General features: G+C 41.6%; 16 protein-coding genes. 9 read left to right on the top strand and 7 right to left on the bottom strand.

From position 1 onward, the window contains the following. Positions 1–179: 179 nt before the first annotated feature. The 5 genes from ffh to rho form a co-directional block, all read right to left on the bottom strand. Positions 180–1,499, bottom strand: coding sequence for a signal recognition particle protein (ffh, locus tag QK890_RS12645; protein ID WP_005780411.1), 1,320 nt, complete (start codon positions 1,497–1,499; stop codon positions 180–182). A 151-nt stretch (positions 1,500–1,650) separates the two neighbouring features. Further along, the gene (locus QK890_RS12650) at positions 1,651–2,973 is read right to left on the bottom strand and encodes an MATE family efflux transporter (RefSeq protein ID WP_005780409.1); all 1,323 of its coding nucleotides are present in this window, start codon (positions 2,971–2,973) and stop codon (positions 1,651–1,653) included. A gap of 74 nt (positions 2,974–3,047) precedes the next feature. Next, positions 3,048–5,000, bottom strand: a complete 1,953-nt coding sequence (locus QK890_RS12655; RefSeq protein ID WP_193683451.1) for a HAMP domain-containing sensor histidine kinase — start codon at positions 4,998–5,000, stop codon at positions 3,048–3,050. Continuing rightward, positions 4,997–6,841 carry an ATP-binding protein gene (locus QK890_RS12660; protein WP_193683452.1) on the bottom strand — a complete coding sequence of 615 codons (1,845 nt, stop codon included), beginning with the start codon at positions 6,839–6,841 and terminating at the stop codon, positions 4,997–4,999. The genes QK890_RS12655 and QK890_RS12660 overlap by 4 nt, the downstream gene beginning before the upstream one ends. A gap of 131 nt (positions 6,842–6,972) precedes the next feature. Further along, positions 6,973–9,027: a transcription termination factor Rho gene (gene rho, locus QK890_RS12665; RefSeq protein WP_005780404.1), complete on the bottom strand. Its 2,055-nt coding sequence runs from the start codon at positions 9,025–9,027 to the stop codon at positions 6,973–6,975. A 276-nt stretch (positions 9,028–9,303) separates the two neighbouring features. Here rho and QK890_RS12670 point away from each other — a divergent pair, with 276 nt between their 5' ends. Next, positions 9,304–10,140 carry a 4Fe-4S binding protein gene (locus QK890_RS12670; protein ID WP_005807526.1) on the top strand — a complete coding sequence of 279 codons (837 nt, stop codon included), beginning with the start codon at positions 9,304–9,306 and terminating at the stop codon, positions 10,138–10,140. Positions 10,141–10,483: 343 nt separating this feature from the next. On the opposite strand, the gene QK890_RS12675 is transcribed toward QK890_RS12670, so the two are convergent. Continuing rightward, complete coding sequence (locus QK890_RS12675; RefSeq protein ID WP_032541719.1) at positions 10,484–11,356, bottom strand: DUF4373 domain-containing protein; 873 nt, start codon at positions 11,354–11,356, stop codon at positions 10,484–10,486. Positions 11,357–11,497: 141 nt separating this feature from the next. Next, positions 11,498–11,845, bottom strand: a complete 348-nt coding sequence (locus QK890_RS12680) for an SH3 beta-barrel fold-containing protein (protein ID WP_005780395.1) — start codon at positions 11,843–11,845, stop codon at positions 11,498–11,500. A gap of 1,080 nt (positions 11,846–12,925) precedes the next feature. Between QK890_RS12680 and updY the strand changes: the two genes are divergently transcribed. From updY to QK890_RS12720, 8 genes are all read left to right on the top strand, one after another. Next, positions 12,926–13,465 carry a capsular polysaccharide transcription antiterminator UpdY gene (gene updY / locus QK890_RS12685; protein ID WP_005808609.1) on the top strand — a complete coding sequence of 180 codons (540 nt, stop codon included), beginning with the start codon at positions 12,926–12,928 and terminating at the stop codon, positions 13,463–13,465. 58 nt (positions 13,466–13,523) lie between these two features. After that, positions 13,524–14,006 (top strand): UpxZ family transcription anti-terminator antagonist, encoded by a 483-nt coding sequence (locus QK890_RS12690; protein ID WP_033572604.1) that lies wholly within the window; start codon positions 13,524–13,526, stop codon positions 14,004–14,006. A gap of 98 nt (positions 14,007–14,104) precedes the next feature. Then, a complete protein-coding gene (locus QK890_RS12695) occupies positions 14,105–15,244 on the top strand; it encodes a polysaccharide pyruvyl transferase family protein (RefSeq protein WP_005821085.1) in 1,140 nt (379 codons plus the stop codon). Beyond that, positions 15,241–15,879: a polysaccharide deacetylase family protein gene (locus tag QK890_RS12700; RefSeq protein WP_050503178.1), complete on the top strand. Its 639-nt coding sequence runs from the start codon at positions 15,241–15,243 to the stop codon at positions 15,877–15,879. The genes QK890_RS12695 and QK890_RS12700 overlap by 4 nt, the downstream gene beginning before the upstream one ends. Beyond that, positions 15,876–16,808, top strand: a complete 933-nt coding sequence (locus tag QK890_RS12705) for a glycosyltransferase (protein WP_032535916.1) — start codon at positions 15,876–15,878, stop codon at positions 16,806–16,808. Before QK890_RS12700 ends, QK890_RS12705 begins: the two co-directional genes overlap by 4 nt. Then, the gene (locus QK890_RS12710) at positions 16,809–18,002 is read left to right on the top strand and encodes a CDP-glycerol glycerophosphotransferase family protein (protein WP_032535914.1); all 1,194 of its coding nucleotides are present in this window, start codon (positions 16,809–16,811) and stop codon (positions 18,000–18,002) included. A gap of 4 nt (positions 18,003–18,006) precedes the next feature. Next, positions 18,007–18,435: an adenylyltransferase/cytidyltransferase family protein gene (locus QK890_RS12715; RefSeq protein WP_005781557.1), complete on the top strand. Its 429-nt coding sequence runs from the start codon at positions 18,007–18,009 to the stop codon at positions 18,433–18,435. Further along, positions 18,425–19,420 (top strand): iron-containing alcohol dehydrogenase, encoded by a 996-nt coding sequence (locus QK890_RS12720; RefSeq protein WP_005781556.1) that lies wholly within the window; start codon positions 18,425–18,427, stop codon positions 19,418–19,420. Before QK890_RS12715 ends, QK890_RS12720 begins: the two co-directional genes overlap by 11 nt. The last annotated feature ends 20 nt before the right edge of the window (positions 19,421–19,440 follow it).

A 19,440-nucleotide genomic window follows, 5' to 3' on the forward strand; every position in this document is an offset into this window, starting at 1 on the left:
CGTCTTCGGAGGCTTAAGCTGCGGGCTGTAGGTTCTCCTTTCGGTCAGGTGCATAAAAAAAGGAGGAACCACGGTTTCCTCCTTTTATTGCATTCTGATTGAATCTATTGAATGATTACATTGACAAAGATACATCATCCCAAAGCCAAAGTCAAGCTTTCGGGACGAAAAGTGCAGTTTTATTTCATCTTCGGCATCATCTTGCCCATTTTGCTGCTGGTTACCATTTTCATCATTTTGCGGGTCTGGTCGAATTGCTTCAGCAAGCGGTTCACTTCCTGGATAGTCGTACCGCTACCTTTGGCGATACGTGTACGGCGCGAGCCATTCAGGATAGCCGGATTGCTGCGCTCTTCCGGAGTCATGGAGTAGATGATGGCTTCAATGCTCTTGAAAGCATTGTCGTCAATGTCGATGTCTTTGATAGCCTTGCCTACACCCGGAATCATCGATGCAAGCTCTTTCAGGTTACCCATCTTTTTGATCTGGCCAATCTGGCTGAGGAAGTCGTTGAAGTCGAACTGGTTCTTGGCAATCTTTTTCTGAAGGCGTTTGGCTTCTTCTTCATCATATTGTTCCTGCGCACGTTCCACCAGCGAAACAATATCACCCATACCTAAGATGCGGTCGGCCATACGGGCGGGGTGGAATTGGTCGATGGCATCGAGTTTCTCGCCTGTACCTACAAATTTGATGGGCTTGTTCACAACCGAACGGATAGAGAGGGCGGCACCACCACGGGTGTCACCGTCGAGCTTCGTCAGCACTACGCCGTCGAAGTCGAGACGCTCATTAAACTCTTTGGCAGTGTTTACGGCATCCTGACCGGTCATGGAGTCTACCACGAACAAAATTTCGTTCGGTTGGATGGCTTCCTTGATAGCTGCGATTTCATTCATCATCTGCTCGTCGACTGCCAGACGTCCGGCCGTATCGACAATTACCAGGTCGTAACCTTTGGCACGTGCCTCCTTGATGGCGTTTTGAGCTATGGCAACGGGATCTTTGCTGTCGATTTCCGAGTACATCGGTACATCGATTTGTTCGGCCAATACGCGAAGCTGTTCGATGGCGGCAGGACGGTAAACGTCACAGGCAACGAGCAACGGGCGCTTGTTCTTCTTGGTTTTCAGCATACGTGCCAGCTTGCCTGAGAAAGTAGTCTTACCCGAACCTTGCAGACCGGACATCAGGATGACTGCCGGTTGGCCTTTGGTATCTATCTCGACAGTCTCTCCACCCATCAGTTGAGTCAGCTCGTCGTGAACGATCTTCACCATCAATTGGCTTGGTTTTACGGCTGTGAGCACGTTTTGTCCCAATGCTTTTTCCTTCACCGTATCCGTGAAGCCTTTGGCTACTTTATAGTTAACGTCGGCATCGAGCAGTGCCTTGCGCACGTCTTTCAGGGTTTCTGCTACGTTGATTTCGGTGATTTTGCCTTCACCTTTCAGAATCTTAAACGACCTTTCGAGTCTTTCGCTTAAATTGTCGAACATATCTTTGAATTATGAATTACTAATGATGTGTAAAATCCACCACGGATTACACGGATTAACACGGATTTTGTATTTGAAATAGAGAGTATCTGTGCTAATCTGTGTAATCTGTGGTGAAATCAGCCGCAAATGTACAAAAATCTCTTGTACTTTATATCTTTTTGTTCTGCCATTTTGCTTTTTTGAAGTAAATATAGCTTGTGGCGAGCAACAGTGTATAGTACAGTATCTCAATTGTAAAGCACCATTCGATGGGAGCTTTTACCCACATTCCGATGAAAATGATATACGATCCGTAGATTGCGATGGTGATGGCTTCGAGCATCAGTGCCGCCTGAGTGTTGCCTGTGCCCGATATGCCGTTGAATACCACATTGGCTACCGAAGCAATCAGCATGGCCGCGCAGATAACGTATACCGATGGTACGGATTCACTGATCAGCGCTGCCTCGTTGGTGTATACCGAAAGCAATGCCTGTGGGAAAAGGGCGGTTACGATGACCAGTCCCAGCATGATCAGGAAAGAGAAACGCCCGATTTTGTTTATCAGGGGCATCACGTGTTCGATGCCTCCCGCGCCGATGGCGTTGCTCACCAGGCTGTTGGTGGTGGTTGCCAGTGCATTTACCGGAATCAACATGACGATGTAGATACTTCGTACGATGTTGGCAATGGCGAGTTCACGCTGTCCCAACCTTTCCACAGCCACGAAGAAAATGAACCAGGTGGCCATTGACAGAAAATACTGCAACATGGTGAAGCACGATATGCTGAGGATGCGCATCAGCAAAGCCGGGTCGAACGAGCGTAAACGGTTGAGACCGTATCTTTTCAGGTCGACGGTGATATACGTATAAATCAGGAAGAACAGCAGAGAAGCCGCTTCGGCTATTACCGAGGCGATGGCGGCTCCTTTGATGCCCATCTCCGGCAATCCGAAGTGTCCGAATATCAGGGCATAGTCCAGTACCACATTGGTCAGAGCCATTACTACCGCATTGATGGTAAGTACCTTGGTGCGGGTGATTCCGATATAGAGTGCCCGGAACATGACGTTGACAAACGAGAAGAAAAAGCCGAAAATGCGCCAGTCGAGAAATTCCATCGTGGCGTCATAAATGCTTTCGGAAGATACCAGCAGGCGCATGATGTTGCCACCGAATGCTTTGGTAAAGCCGAAAAGCAGAAGAGCCATGGCAAGCAGGAACAAGACTCCCTGGATCATGACAGGCCCCACGTCGGTATAACGCGCTTCACCGTTGCGGCGGGCAATGACGATCTGTGAGCCGGTACTGAATCCGAAGGCAATGGTGAAAATACAAATATAGAAAAGCCCGCCCATGGCAGAGGCACCAAGAGCTATCTCACTGACGCGTCCCAGAAAGGCGGTGTCGGTGACATTTATGACATTTTGCGCAAGCAAGCTCAGGAGAATCGGGTAACTGACACTCCAGATCTGTTTGTTGGTATACATAAATAAGGATTTTAGTTTGCAGGCCGCAAAGATACAACTTTCTGCAGAAGTTGACGAGCCACCGGGAAAAGAAGTCAATTTTTTCCCAACGGATAGGTGAAGAGGATGGTCGGTTTTTCGCCTGCGTTTGCCTGTACTTTATAGCTTCCTCCGAAATACTCCAGCAACAACCGGTTAATTTCGTGGCGGATGTATACCTCCTGTGAGGTAAATCTTTCGTCGGCCAACGGGGAGTTAATGATGCGGAAACGGATCATGTTCTTTTCTGTGTCATGGGTCACTTTGAAGTCGATCTCCCGTTTTTCTTCACACTTCTGCGGATAAGTCAAAGTACTCAGCAGCGCTTGGCTGAAACGGGCCGTATCGATACGGATGTCCAGGCCGGGGGCTGTTTCGTTTCCGAGCCGGATACAGATGTTCTCTTCGTTGCGCATACGCGCCATGTAGAGAGCTTCGTTACAGAGTTCGGTTAGTCCGTATTCCTGAATATTGAACTTCATCATGCCTGCTTCAAGCCGTGATAAATCGAGTACATCATTGACCAGGCGCATCAACTCTTCCGAATTTTTCTGGATGATGGAGGAGTATTCTTTCCGGACTTCGTCGGTCATGTTGGATTCGGAAGCTATCAGTTGCGAGAAGCCCACTACGCCGTTCAGCGGGATACGGATGTGGTAACTCATGTTCGACAAAAAGCGGTTCTTCATCTCGTTGGCTTCTTCCGCCATACGGGTTGCTTTCCGTGTCTCTTTTTCCGATAGCTCCAATGCTTTACGAACGTGCGAGATACGAAGCATGAAGACAATCAGGATTGCCAGGACAATGCCGACAATGACCAAAGCCGTCAGTTGGATATCGCTTTTCAACTGTTCTTCTTCCAAAGCTACTTTGTCGATATTGTATTTGGCCTTTATCTGCTGCATCTGTTTATCGAAAATAGTCGTTTCGATGGAGTCTTTCAGGTGGAGTGTCCCGATATACAACGGAAGAGCTTCCGCACTCCGCCCGGCTTCTACCAGAAGATCGGCTTTAGACAGCTGCTGGTGGATATAATTGCTGTTCCGGTCTTCCTGTAATAAAATGATGGTAGAGTCCATCTTCGCAAGTGCTTTGTCATACTCTTTTCGAGTTCGGTAATAAGCTGCATAGGCATCGTAATAGAGCACCCGGTACATGAAGAAAGTATTGGGAGTAAGATATTTCCCGGCTTTTTCCAGGCTTTTGTGTGCCTGTTCCGATTGGCCGGTATTCAGATAATAATAGGTATAGTACACCTCACCGAACAGATAAACATCATAAAATGCCTCTTTGAGCATCGGGTTTGTGGCAGTGTGCTGTTGCAAAGTCTCTTTTAACTTTCCGAGGTATTCGGACAGCTGTTTGTTGTTCTGTTTATCCTTGGCTACCGCAATCAGTTGGCAAAGGATCGAGATCCGTACCACGGCATTGTCCGTTCGCGAAGATAGTTGATAGGCTTCTTCCAATGCTTTCATTCCCTCGTCCCATCGCTCCGTGCCGATATAAGCATTGCCCAGACATTGTTTGGCTCCGATCAGTCCGCGGACACAGTCCACTTTCTTTGCCCTTTCGAACATCTGGTTTGCCTCGTTGATGGCAAGTTCATATTGTTCTTCATAAGTGTAGAGGTCTGTCTGGAAGCGGAGAGCGTCGAAATACAGATCCCAGGTTTTCGACTTCCGGGCATAAGGCTCCATAATGTCCAGCCATTTCTTTACACTGTCCCGGTTGCTTTGGTTATAGTAGTACACTGTGTGCAGATAGGCGGCTATGGTGTTGTATTTATCGTTATTCTGTAGAGTTGCTTCTTCTCTCAGCAGGTTTGAATATGTGATACATTTGGGTGTCAACTGTTCTATTTGTGCCAGTTTCTTGAGCATTTCCAGACGTGTGGAATCATGCGGAAGTGTCTGTGCCACCCGATACAGGCTGTCGGCTTCTGTTTGTCCGTCCGCGTACGCTCCTGAGGCCAGACAGCATGCAATAAGGATCAGTATGAATCGTTTCATCCTTCTGCCTCCTCTTCTTTTGTGGGTCCGATGGGGTGTGTAAACCGGAAGCGTGCACCTCCGGTGTACTCCGGGTCAATCCATATCTTTCCTCCGATTTGTTCGATGATAAGCTGGCAAATGGAGAGTCCCAGTCCTGTTCCCTGTGCCCCTTCATTCAGCTTTTCGAAACGATTGAATATCTGATTCTGTTTTTCCGGGGGGATGCCGCATCCGGTATCCGTTACTGTGAACAGGGCCATGGTCTCTGACTCTTTCTCCAGTGTCAGGGTGATGTTGCCTTCGGTGGTGAATTTGGTGGCATTGATCAGCAGATTGATCAATACCTGTTGCAGACGTGATTCGTCGGTACGCAGAGTCAGTTTGTCCAGTGAAGTGATGAAACTGACTCCGGCCTGGGTTTGCTTCACCTTTTCTACAGTATCGATTACGTTGCGGCATATATTGACTGCGTCACATTCCTTAAAGTTGAAAGTCAACTTACCCGGGTCGAGACTCGACAGATCTATCACGTCATTGATCAGCTTTAACAGCAGCTCGGAATTCTGCTGGATGATGTCGTTGCATTGACGTCGTGTATCATTGTCGATAGACTCTTCGGTCAGGATGGACGAAAATCCGGAAAGGGCATTCAGCGGTGTCCGTATTTCGTGGCTCATATTGGATAGGAACAGGCTTTTGGTATGTATGGCGTTTTCGGCATACTTGCGCGCAATCTCCAACTCTTCTTTGGAATGGAGAAGGCGGTTGGCTTCCTGCCGGATGCGGACGATCAGCAGCAAAATAAGCACTAATATGAAAATGGAAGCTATGATAACCCACAGGGTGATCTGGTTGCGTTGTATCTGGTTCCGGATTTCCATCTGGTCTATCTGGTACATGCCTCTCAGGTCATTGATTTGCCGGGCATAACTCAAAGCGTTCAGCGAGTCTTTTTGTTCGTTGGCCTTTTGGTAGATCAGGCAGGCTTCTTCTGTCCTTCCCATCTTAGTCAGTAGCTGCGCACACTCCAACTGCAATCCGATGTGTTTGTTGGGAGCGGGTGCTTTAGGGGTATTTATCAGGCGTTCATATTGTTGCAAGGCGAGTCCATACTCACCGATAGCCTGGTAGTATTGCCCCAATATGTAGTTAAAGATACTGCGGAGATAGAGGAATCTCAGTTGGTCACTGATTTTCCTTGCTTCGTCCAAACTGGCTTTCCCTTTCTCCGGATTGCCTGCTTCAATGTCATAGTAAGCTTTACACGCACATAAAAAAAAGTGGAATGTAGGAGTTGGAGCGGCGGTATGCAGGTTCTCGAATCTTTTCAGATAGGTACGTGCTTCGTCCATGTGTGATGTCTGGATCAGGGTCAGAATGAATTTCGGAAGTATTTCCTGTTCGAGGATTTCGCTGCCCGGTATCTTGTCCAGCAATTCCAGGGCTTCCTTATAGGATTCAATGGCAGGTTCCTGCATGTTGGCGTTGAGGTAAGCATCCCCGATGGCGCGGCTGGAAAGGGCAATGCCGATGGGGTAATTCAGTTCTTTGGCTTCCTTGTACATCTGGCGGGCATGGTCGATGGCCATGTTCATGTCTCCGCGAGTGGCATAGGCAGTCGCAATAAGCTGTTTCAGTTGGAAGAAGGTTTTGTATTCTTTCTGCTTTTTCAGGATAGGAGCCAGTTCATGCCCCCAGCGGATGATACTGTCGTTAGGAGCCTCTTTGCTATAATTGAGGCTGTTGTCAATCAGGTTTTGGAGCGCTGACACGTGCATTGTTGCTTTATCGGCAGCATGTGTAGTGGCAGAGTACAGGGTTACTACTGCTATAAACGCTATATTGATAAACTTTCCCACGGCAATTGTTGTATTTCCGGTGTTTGTTTTATGCTTGTTTATGATGCATGTAGTGCAAAGCTAAATAAAAAGAGTGAGAATCAAACAGAATCTCACTCTTTTTTTTATGTTTTGTTCACAAAAGGACTTTTTTAACTGTTCATGCTCATCAGGAACTCGTCGTTGTCTTTGGTTTTTTCCAGTCGGTCTTTTACAAAGTCCATTGCTTCGATCGGGTTCATATCCGACAGGTACTTGCGCAGGATCCACATGCGGTCCAGTGTCTGTTTGTCGAGCAGCAGATCGTCGCGGCGTGTGCTCGATGCCACAATGTTGACAGCCGGGAAGATACGCTTGTTGCTCAGGTTGCGGTCGAGCTGCAACTCCATGTTACCTGTACCCTTGAACTCTTCGAAGATCACTTCGTCCATCTTAGAACCGGTGTCGATCAGGGCGGTAGCGATGATTGTGAGCGAACCTCCGTTTTCGATGTTACGGGCTGCTCCGAAGAAACGTTTTGGTTTGTGAAGTGCGTTTGCATCCACACCACCCGAAAGTACCTTGCCCGATGCCGGAGATACAGTGTTGTATGCACGTGCCAGACGTGTAATCGAGTCGAGGAAGATAACTACGTCGTGTCCGCACTCTACCAGTCTTTTGGCCTTCTCAAGAACGATACCGGCTATTTTTACGTGGCGTTCGGCAGGTTCGTCGAATGTAGAAGCAATCACTTCGGCATTGACGCTGCGGGCCATGTCGGTAACTTCTTCCGGGCGCTCGTCAATCAGCAGCATAATCATATATACTTCCGGATGATTGGCAGCAATGGCATTGGCAATTTCTTTCATCAGGATGGTCTTACCCGTCTTAGGCTGGGCTACGATCAGTGCACGCTGTCCTTTACCAATGGGCGAGAAGAGGTCTACCACACGTGCCGACATGGAGTCGGAATAGCCGCCTTTGCAAAGCTTGAACTTTTCGTCCGGGAAAAGTGGAGTAAGGTGGTCGAACGGCACACGGTCACGCACGAAAGCAGCGTCACGTCCGTTGATTTTAGAAACCTTCACCAATGGGAAGTATTTCTCACCCTCTTTGGGCGGACGGATTACACCTTCTACTACATCACCGGTTTTCAGTCCGAATAGTTTGATTTGTGATTGAGATACATAGATATCGTCCGGTGAAGAGAGGTAGTTGTAATCTGATGAACGGAGGAATCCGTAGCCATCCTGCATGATTTCCAATACACCGGTTCCGGTGAGGATATCATCGAATTCGTATGGTTTTTCGCGTTCAATCACACGGCGTTCCTGAACAGGAGCGGGCTCAGTTGCATTTTGTTGCGGCATGGGACGTTGTTGTACAGGAGGACGTTGGTTGTTGTTGCGCTGATTGTTATTATTATTGCTGTAATTGTTGTTGTCGCGTGGGCGAATGACACGGGGACGTTGAGGTTGTGCAGCCGGTTCGGGAGTGGTGGTTACCGGTTCTGTTTTTGTTGATTCGAATTTGCCGAATAATTCAGTAGGCAGTTCTACTTTTTCTGAAGGCAGATCTTCGATGGGGATAAAATCATCATCTGCATCCATATCCGAGAGGATTGAGCTTTCTTCGTCTACAACGGTTGGTTTCGGTTTGAGGATCGGTTTGCTGATAGGGCGTTTTTCCGTTTCCGGTTGAGCAGCCGGCTTTTCTTCCTGTACCGCTGGGGCTGTTACAGGTTTGTCTGCTGTAACCTCTGCAGGTTTGGTTTCTGCTTCCACTGCGTTTTTGCGGGGACGTCCCGGTTTCTTTTTCGGAGTGGCATAAGGAGTTACCTTTGTCGATTCTGCCGGAGTGGCGCTCGTTTCAGTACTCATCTCTTTAGTTGCTTCCTTAGTCGGTTCTGTTGTCTTAGCTTGTGCTTTGGTTGCAGGTGCGTTGGCATCTGTCTTGGTCAGTTCGCCATTTTTGGTAGAAGAGAAAACCTTGTCGGCGTTTTCCTTCTTTACTGTCACTCGAGAGCGTTTTTTCTTGTCTTCTTTACGTTCCTCTTTAAGTTTGTCAGCTGCTACTTTTTTAGTAGCTCCGGCTATAGCTTGTTCATCAAGGATTTTGTAGACAAGTTCTTCTTTCTTAAGCGAGTCTGTTTTTTTGATACCCAGTTCCTGGGCAATAGTTTGTAGTTCCGACAAATTTTTGTCGTTCAATTGGATAATATTATACATACAGTATATGTGAGTTATTTAATATTTTAATTTTATTTGTTGAAATACGTACGGCCGAAGCTACGACGCAATGGCCGGAAGCTTAACAAACGCAACAGTTTTTATATGATGAATTTGGGATGTTTTGTTGAATCGGAAATCCGAGTTTCGTCTCCCGTTGGAGGATTATCGGAATGTTTCAACGCCGCAAAGATAATAAATAAATTTGGTTTTTATGATCGTTTACTCTTTTTTTCTTCATAAAAGTGTACCTTTGTTGCACAAAACATAACTATTATGACAGCAAACGAAGTCCATCTGATTTATTTCTCGCCTACCCACACCTCAAAACAAGTTGGAGAGGCAATTGTTCGTGGAACTGGAATAACAAATGTGATAAACACGAATTTAACACAACAGGCAGCTCAAGATTTAGTAATTACCGAATCTGCGTTAGCCATTATTGTCGTACCTGTATATGGAGGGCGTGTGGCTCCTTTGGCCATGGATCGTCTGGCAAGTGTACGCGGGAATAATACTCCGGCAGTTATCGTGGTGGTATATGGTAATCGCGCTTATGAAAAATCGTTGATGGAACTTGATTATTGGGCTATTCAACAGGGATTTAAGGTGATTGCCGGTGCAACCTTCATTGGAGAACATTCATATAGTACAGAGAAATATCCCGTAGCTGCCGGACGTCCTGATGAACGTGATCTTACTTTGGCAGCTGATTTTGGAAAGCAGATCTCGGATAAAATAGCATCTGCTGCCGAGCCGGAGAAGCTGTATGCAGTGGATGTCCGTAAAATCCGGCGTCCGCGCCAGCCTTTCTTTCCGCTGTTCCGTTTTTTGCGAAAGGTGATTGCTTTGCGTAAGAGTGGTGTCCCACTTCCCCGTACTCCTTGGGTAGAAGACGAATCCTTGTGTACTCATTGTGGTGCATGTGCGAAGATGTGTCCCGTGAGTGCCATTATAAAAGGTGACGAGTTGAATACGGATGCCGAACGCTGCATTAAATGCTGTGCCTGTGTAAAGGGGTGTCCTCAGAAAGCAAGAGTATACGATACTCCGTTTGCCGTACTGCTGTCACAATGCTTTGTTAAGCAGAAAGATCCTTGTACATTGCTTTAAAAAGGTCGGAGCACTGACTTTTAATCTTAATTTCCTCATTTTCCGGTTGGGTGTATCAGTGCTCTTCATTAACATTGTTAACGCCCTCTTCCGGCCATTTTATTCTTAGATGCAAATAACAAGTCTTTTGCACGTAAAACACTTGTTATTTGCATCCAAAGAATAAACTTTAATTCTGTGTTAAAACAAAGCTTTTACCGACAGGAATCTTGTACATTAAAAGCGCTGTGTTTTAGTTTTTTAAGTACGCTCTTTGCTTCTTTGTTTCACTGAATCCCTTTCAGACCAAAAGTCTGGATACTTGCTTTTTTGTCAACTACAAATCGGAGACTAACACTTCCTGCTATCTTCTTTTCGCCTTGTTTAGCGCCGCTATCAGATACCTTCCTTTTGCCCCTATGTCACTCCAGCAAGTGTTGGCAATCAGCCGCCACACCGTCGTTCCCTTCCTTCCATAGTCCGACAGCCTGAGTATGGAGTTTACTTCCCCGGTGTCGGTAATGCTCAATCTCTTCAGCGTGTCCATCAGTCCCGGATAATTGTGTGTCATCGTATTGAAGGCGTATCCCGGTATCGGAAGAGAAGCGGAATCCTCCTTCCTTTCTTCCTCCTTCCCCTCGGGGGGAGCTGAGGGGGGTAATTCTTTATTTTCCTTTGCTTTACTTTCCTTTACTTTACTTTGTCCGGAATTGCATGCATTTTTTGCGTCAACGGCTACATGATGTACTACATTTTTCGGGTTAACAGGTGTTTTTTCCCCTTTGAACAGCTCCGGTTGCTGAATTTCCTGTGTTATAGAAGGAGTATCGGGTTTTCCGTTTTCCTTTTCCGTTTTTACTATCAGGTAGGGGAGTTCCGACAGTTCTCTCTTCCTTCGCTTCGTTGCCTCCAGCCATACCTTTTGTATGTTTTCTGAAGTCAGTATTCCGTTTTCCAGATAACTGTTTCTGTCCAGTATCCCTTTGATAAAGAGAATTTCGATAATTCCCTGCACCTCCTCGGCCTGCACTTCCCTTCCTGCCTTGTTGGCAAAGATCAGGCACTGCTCCTCATCCCACCGTATGAAGTATCCCTCCTTGTATATTTTGCAAAGGAGCTTCAGTACGATTGCGGGGCCTTTGATTCCGTATTTTGCCTCTATCACTTCCATTGCGTTCTCTTCCATGAAGTTTACGCCCATCGGGAAATAGTTGATCCCGTCGTATGCTATTGCCATTGTATTTTCAAATTAATCGTTTGTACTTTCAATAAAACATTCATCACAAATTACCCCGGATTCCCAAAGACGTTTTCACTTGATTCCTCAAAATAGAAATAATTCATCTGTGAAAATCCGTGTAATTCTGTGGTGCCCACCCTATGCCATCGGCCTCCATTCCATGAAGTTCTCCACCTGGAACGTTGTCCACCGCTGTTCGTCCACATTCCAGTAGACTACGGCGCCTTCTATTTTTGTGGGATCATACTTCTTGTGGAATTCCGCTTCGTAATAGATCAGTGTCGCCTTCACCAGCCTGAAGTCTCCGTTCTGCTTCTGATAAGCAATAACTGCGTGCCCGTATTGCAGGTGGTCTGTTAATGCTTCCAGACGCTCTGCCATCCATTCGGCACATTGTTCGGTATATCCTTTCTCAAAGACAATCCGTTTCTTCCATCTCAGTTTCATGGCTTCACTCTGTGATGCCGGTCTTTTTTTTCGTTTCATACGTATATTTTTTAAGTTGATAAAATGTTATCGCCACGAAGATAGGGGGCGTTTCATGTAAGACGGATTATGATAATTCATTGTGCGTATTTTTGCGGATGATGGCTTTGTGCGGTTTGTCTTTTTCCATTTCTTCCCAAATGCTGCTGATATAGACTAATATTGAACTGATGGATAATGGTTTAAATACTCCGTTTTTAATATTTCCGATTAGTCTTTTTTCATTGATGTAGCGTGCGAGTGAAGCCTGACATGTATTGATATTTTGTATATTCGCATCCTCTATGTAGGATTCTATCAACGCTTTGATAAGTTCTTCTTTATGCGAAATTATTCCACGTATCGGTATTCCTTTCTTTCTGCCTCTTGTTTCTTTAACTATTTCTGTAATAGTTGATTGCGTTTTGCTAATAGCGTTTTTTTACACTTTTGTCTACGGCTTGAAATACTACTTTTTGTTTCTTCATTGTGATTTTTATTTTATTAAAAACTAATTTGTGTTAATGTGTTGCAAAGGTAGAAAGGAATCTCTCAGCGGACAAGTAAATGTGAAATTAAAGAAAAAATGAACGTTCTTTCGTGGGCTAAATATTTGATATATAGTTTGATATGGGATGGAAATGTGAGTGTTTCAATAGACGTTCGTTTAATTGAACGCAAAGATAGAGGGTATTTTTAGAACTACAAAATGTTTAATAAAAAAAATAATATTCCTCTTTCACTTATTACATTAATGCACTAATATATAGTTGTTTATGAATTAATAAAAAACTATTTATTATCTGTCTGATTTTGTTTGTCTGATACTTTTGATTTATTTACAAAAAAGGTGTTTCAAAAGACGAACGTCTATTGAAACATTTCTGCTTCATAATACGCTTGTTTACAAAATCTAAGATCAAAAATTCCCTGCTTCTTTATGAAGATGGTCTTTTTTGCTCTGAATTCCTTTTCAAACCGTCTCTCCTGCGATAGGGGAGTACCTGATGAAATGATATACGCTGCAAGGCAAATAATAGAATTAGCAAACTTGACCGGAAGGTATTTCACTACCCCGGTGTCCCCCAATCATATCCTTTCGTGAACAACAGCATTGATAAATCCTGGTACGCCCTTCGTATCACCTATAGCCGTGAGCTTGCCTTTAAGGAATACCTGGACTCCCGTGGAGTGAAGAATTTTCTTCCCATGCGCTACGAATACGTATTCCGTGGTGAGCGTAAGATCCGCAAACTGGTTCCTGTTGTTCACAACCTGGTTTTTGTTTATGCCACCCGCAGTGAAGTTGACGAAATGAAATCCACTGTCGGCGCTTCTCTTCCTATTCGTTATATCATGGACCGTGAGACCCGTCAGCCCATTACCATTCCTGAAGTCCAGATGCGTAGTTTTATTGCTGTTGCCGGTAATTACGATGAACAGGTTGTTTATCTGGACCCTTCCGCCGTTTCCATGAAGAAGGGAGACCGTGTCCGTGTCACCGGTGGCATCTTTGAGGGTGTCGAGGGTGAGTTTGTCCGTATCAAAGGTGACCGCCGCGTGGTGGTTTCCATCCAGGGGGTTATGGCGGTTGCTACTGCTTTCATTCATCCTTCTTTAATCGAGCTAATAAAGAATTAAAAACTCAGTGAACTCTGTGCCCTCTGTGGTGCATATTCCAATACGTAAATAAATCACCATGTTGTCTTTGCAATCAGAAATCGATTCTTTGTGCGCTGTTTCGCACGAACTTCTCCATTTAGGTCTGGATGGCGAACCCATCTACTCCGACCGTTTCCGTCAGTTAAATACGGATGTGTATCATCGTTGTGAGCATCTTTTCGGTTCACACGGACGTACTCTTGAAGAGGAAGCTTCTCTTTGTATCGCTTTGTTGACCGGCTATAATGCTACCATTTATAATCACGGTGATAAGGAAGATAAAATCCAGTCGGTTCTCAATCGTAGTTGGGATATCTTGGATACACTTCCCGTCTCGCTGTTGAAATGCCGTTTGTTGGTAGCCTGTTACGCCGAGGTCTTTGATGAAGAGTTGGCAGCGGAGGCACACGCAATAATAGACGGTTGGAAGGATCGGGAATTGACGAGGGAAGAGTTTGAGATGGTGGAGCATTTAAAGAGTTTGGAGGAAAATCCATATCCGAATACGGATATAGAATAATAATCTATTACTAAATTATATGTTTATATTTTAGGTGTAATAGTGCTATATATGATTTATTGGTTCGTTTTTAGTTACTTTTTGTAAATGTATAAATTTTGAAGAAAATAGGTATAATAACATTGCCACTAGATGCAAATTATGGTGGAATATTACAAGCATATGCATTAATGAGCTTTTTGAAAGAAAATGGGTATGATGTTACATTGTATAATAAGATTTATGTACGTGAAATTTCACCATTTGTTTGGCCATTAATTTATATGAAGAGATTCTTTATGAAATACATTTGGAGACAGAAGAATTTATCTGTCTTTGCGGAAAAAGATATTAAAAAGATAAATTCTCTTATTCAATCTCATACAAAATTATTTGTCGATAAATATATCTATCCTATTGTGAATATTGAGAATTTTAGATCAATAAAAAAGGAATCTGTGGATATATGGGTTGTAGGTAGTGATCAAATATGGCGTCCGGATTATTTTTTTCATGTGGAGGACGCATTTTTGGAGTTTGCTAAAGATTGGAATGTGAGAAGGATTGCGTATGCTGCTTCATTTGGTGTTGATAGGTGGATGTTTTCTAAAAAACAAACTCTTAATTGTCAACGTTTATTGAAGTTATTTTCGTTTGTTGGTGTTCGTGAAGATTCTGGGGTTATGTTATGCCGGAAATATTTTGATGTAAATTCTACCCATGTATTAGACCCGACGATGTTATTAGATGTTAATAAATATGTTGCATTAATGGGAGATATTGCAAAAAATGATCTATCTGAAAAGGGGTTGATGGTCTATATTTTGGATAAGACTATTGACAAACAAGATGCTGTGATAAAACTCCAAACAGTTCTTGGATATGATATATTTTATAATAATAATCCTAACACAAATGATATAAGTTTATCAGCGATAGAGCGAATAGCTTCTCCCGTTGAAGAGTGGTTGAAAGGTTTTTCTGATGCAAAATATGTAATTACAGATTCCTTTCACGCATGTGTCTTTTCTATTATGTTCAATAAGCCTTTTGTCGCTTATGCTAATAAAGGAAGAGGGCTTACTCGGTTTCATTCTTTATTGAGGATGTTCGATTTAGAAGATCGTTTAATTAGTTCGGTAACTGAATTAGATGAACAAAAAATAAATAAAAAAATTAATTGGGAAAAAGTTAATCAGATTCTTGATGTTAATAGAAAAAAATCTAAGGGGGATTTGTTACAAAGCTTATCAAAATGATATCTTTTTTGTTGGAAAGAGTTAAATTTAGGATTAAGTCAATCATTCTTAAATTTTCGGTAATAGAAAAGGTAAAAACATCAGAGGCAGATATTTATTTAACTTTTGATGATGGACCTGATCCTCTAATCACGGAATTTATTTTGGATATACTGGATAAGTATGATGCAAAAGCTACATTTTTCTGTATTGGAGAAAAGGTGCATGAATATCCTTTGTTGTATAGGAAAATAAAGGAAAGAGGACATGCAATTGGTAATCATACTTATTCTCATTTAAAGGGTGTTGATGTCAGGAGTCAAGATTATGTGAAGGATGTGTCTAAGTGTAATGATATATTGCATGCGAAGTTGTTTAGGCCGCCTTTCGGATCTTTGAAAATTATGGAGCTGTTTCTCTTGAAAAAACATTATGATATAATAAAATGGTCTGTTGACATGCAAGATTATGTAAAGTTAGAGGATGTACAAACACATATTGATAAGATCACGAAACAGATAAGTGGTGGAGACATTGTGTTGTTTCATTTTTCTGAAGAACATAGTTTAAATACACTACAGCTATTACCATTGTTTTTATCACGACTTGAAAATAAAGGATTTAAATACAAGTCAATGAATGCTAGTGTTTTATGAATAAGGTTTCTGTAGTAGTTCCTGTTTATAATGTTGAAGAGTATCTAGAAGAGTGCATTGATAGTATATTGAATCAGACTTATCCTAATATAGAACTGATACTGGTTGATGATGGGAGTATTGATAAGTCTGGATATATATGTGATCAATATGCTTTGGCAGATGACAGGATACATGTTATCCATAAGAAGAATAGTGGTGTAAGTGAGTCCAGGAATACAGGGATCAGCGTAGCGAGCGGAGAATTTATTTGTTTTGTCGATTCGGATGATTGGATAGATAGCAATATGATTGAATGCTTCTTGAATTTATTATTATCTAATCAAGCTGATATTTGTATCTCTTCTCATTATTTTGAAGATGTTCAAAGACAGTTGAAGATAGATAAATATAGTAAGAAGCAAGCTATCGATTTACTTCTTGCATTTTCGTTTCCGGCTTCTATGTGTTTAGGATTATATAGGACATCTTTATTTATTGGAAAATGTTTTTCTAAAGAAGTACATCATTGGGAGGATTTTTTATTTCAATATCAAGTGGTCGCAGACTCTGAAGTAGTGCTGAGGACAAACCAATGTTTTTATCATTATAGGCAGAGGCAAGGAAGTGCTAATCACTCTGGAATTAGTCAGAAAGTTATGTCTTGTATGAAAATACCTTGGATTTTAAAGAATGCTTCTCCGTCTATTCAAGAAACAGATATAGCAAATGTTTATTCATTTATGATATTTCAATGCTTCATGGCTTATGTGAGAACTGATATTCCAGATAATACCTATAGACGCGAAATAATTTTCTATATTAAAAGTAGACTATCATATGTATTGTTTTCTACTTCTATATCCTTAAAATATAAATTATCTTTAGTTCTGTTTATTATTTATCCTTATGGTACTTATTCGCTCCTCCATAAAAAATACGGTATGTGAATGATTAATAATACTTTAATGAAATTGTCTTTTTCTTCTTTTATAGCTTCAACAGGAATTTTATTCTCTAGGATAATAAAGAGAGATTCTGTTATGTTGTTTTCTAGTTTTCCGGATTATACCGATAATGCTTATGCTCTATTTCAATATATTTCTGGATCAAAGCAATATGATCATTATTTGAAAGTATGGGTACTTTCTGATAAGACAGGTTATAAAGCATGTAAAAAGGATATTTTGTCGAAAAATTCGAATACAAAAGTTGTATTTAGATTTTCATTATTAGCTTTTTGGTATTTTTTTAGGGCTAAGTTTGTTTTTTGTACTCATGGATTATATAGTTTCTGGGATATCAGTCAAAGAGATAAGTTGATAAATTTGTGGCATGGCATGCCATTAAAGCGGATAGGTTCAATGGATCCTGCCAAACATGGAGTTAATAAGACTAAAGCTCATTATTTAATTGCTACATCAGAAATTTTTAGGGAATTGATGTCTAAAAGTTTTAATAACCTGGATCTGAGTAGAGTGTTACTTGTTGGACAACCGCGCAATGATTTACTTTTTCAAAAGACAGACTTCTTTTCTAAAAGAAATATCCAAAGGACCGACTATTGTTCTGTTGGCATTTGGTTACCAACTTTCCGTACTTCGATTATTGGAGAAACAAGAACTGATGGTATTTCAACGAACGATACTATTTCTTTTTTGAATATAGCAGACTTGCAAGATCTGAATATTTTTTTATCGGAAATTAAAATTTTGTTGATTGTAAAGTTGCATCCAATGGATATATTGCAAACGGTTGATTTCCCATTGTTTACTAATATTATGATAGTGAAACAAAATGATTTTTCTTTTCAGCTTTATCCATTACTGGGGGCAACAGATTTCTTACTAACGGATTATTCTTCGGTTTGGATTGATTATGATATTTTAGATAGGCCAATGGGATTTGTAATGAATGACATAGATGAATATCAAAAGTCAAGAGGCTTGACTTTTGATAACATTAGTGAGGTGCTTCCTGGTCCTATTTTATCTGATTTAGAGTCCCTCAAGTCTTTTTTAAAAACTCCTGAAACTTATAAAAAGGAAACTCAAAACAAATTTAATTTATATAAAGATGATCAAGCTTGCTATCGGTTGATGCATGTAATAGATAAACTTAATAAAAACGATTTGATTTTTTAGATATATGATAACTGTATATGTAATAGGGGTATTTGACTTGTTTCATCGTGGACATGTTGAGCTCTTAAAAAAAGCGAAAGGTCTTGGAGATAGGCTGATTGTTGCTATTAATAGTGATGAAATGGTTGCTAATTATAAAAGAAAGCCTGTTATTAACGAGAATGATCGATTGGCAGTAGTTAAAGCTTGCTCCTATGTAGATGAAGCTTTTATTATTCCAGATTTGGATAATAAACTTTATGTAATTAAGTATAATGTAGATATTATAGTGCATGGTGATGATTGGACAGGTGAAGGGTACTTAAATCAGATATGTATGACTCCAGAGTTTTTGCAAAAGCATCAGATTGAATTAGTTTATCTTCCGTATACTAAAGGTATAAGTACATCTAAAATAATTAAATCTATTCAAGAGTTGAATAATGTTTTATAAGCATTTAGAAATACCTGTTTTTGTGGAGATTGATAATAGAGTACTTGGTAGAGTTGATAAAATGCTCACATCCAGTCATCTGTTTTTCTCTCATAAAACTTTAGTGACTTCTCCTGAATTATATACTCTTTACAGTCACTTTATAGATAGTAATAAATTTGATAGTTTAATTCTTGTCCAAGGAGGAAAGGTAGAAGAATACTCTTTATTGAAAAAACAATGTGATAATTTAGATACACTTTTTATTGCGTTTGGTGGAGGTAGTATTTTAGATATTGTCAAGTATGCGGCAACAGATATGAATATCCCTTACATAGCCATGCCATCAACACTTTCTAACGATGCTATTTATTCTCCAGTTGCACGCTTAACGTGTAATGGGAAGAAAAAAAGTTTTGGAGTTAAACCTCCTATCGGAATTGTAGTGGATTTATCGATTGTGAAGAAGTCTCCCAAGCAGTTGATTTTGGCAGGTGTAGGTGATCTTTTATCAAATTTGAGTGCTGTAAAGGACTGGGAGTTATCTAGACTTTCCACAGGAGAAAAGATTGATGAATTATCTTTTATGTTGGCAAAAGAAGCTGCTGTTTCTATTTTAAGATATTCTGAGAAAGATTTATATACAGATGTATTTTTAGCTGATCTTGCAAGGGGGTTAATAACTTCCGGATTATCCATGATACATTCTGGCAATACACGTGGGACGAGTGGTTCTGAGCATTTAATGAGTCACGCCATTGATGAATATTTTTCTGACAAGTCTACTATACATGGTATTCAAGTGGCGTGGGCGCATTTGTTGATAGAGAAACTGCTGAGAACTGAAAGTGAGTATAATATGATAAACAGTTATTTCTCTCGAATCGGTTTAAATAGCATGATAAAACAGTATATCCAATTTTCCGAGATTGATTTTATGAAAATGATACCTTTAGCTAAAATGATAAGAAATAGGTATACTGTTTTGAACTTAGTGGGAAGATAGGGGAAATTTAAATTGTTTTA

Origin of the sequence: Bacteroides sp. NGMCC 1.200775, from assembly GCF_040798045.1 — a bacterium.
Taxonomy (GTDB): Bacteria; Bacteroidota; Bacteroidia; order Bacteroidales; family Bacteroidaceae; genus Bacteroides; species Bacteroides hominis.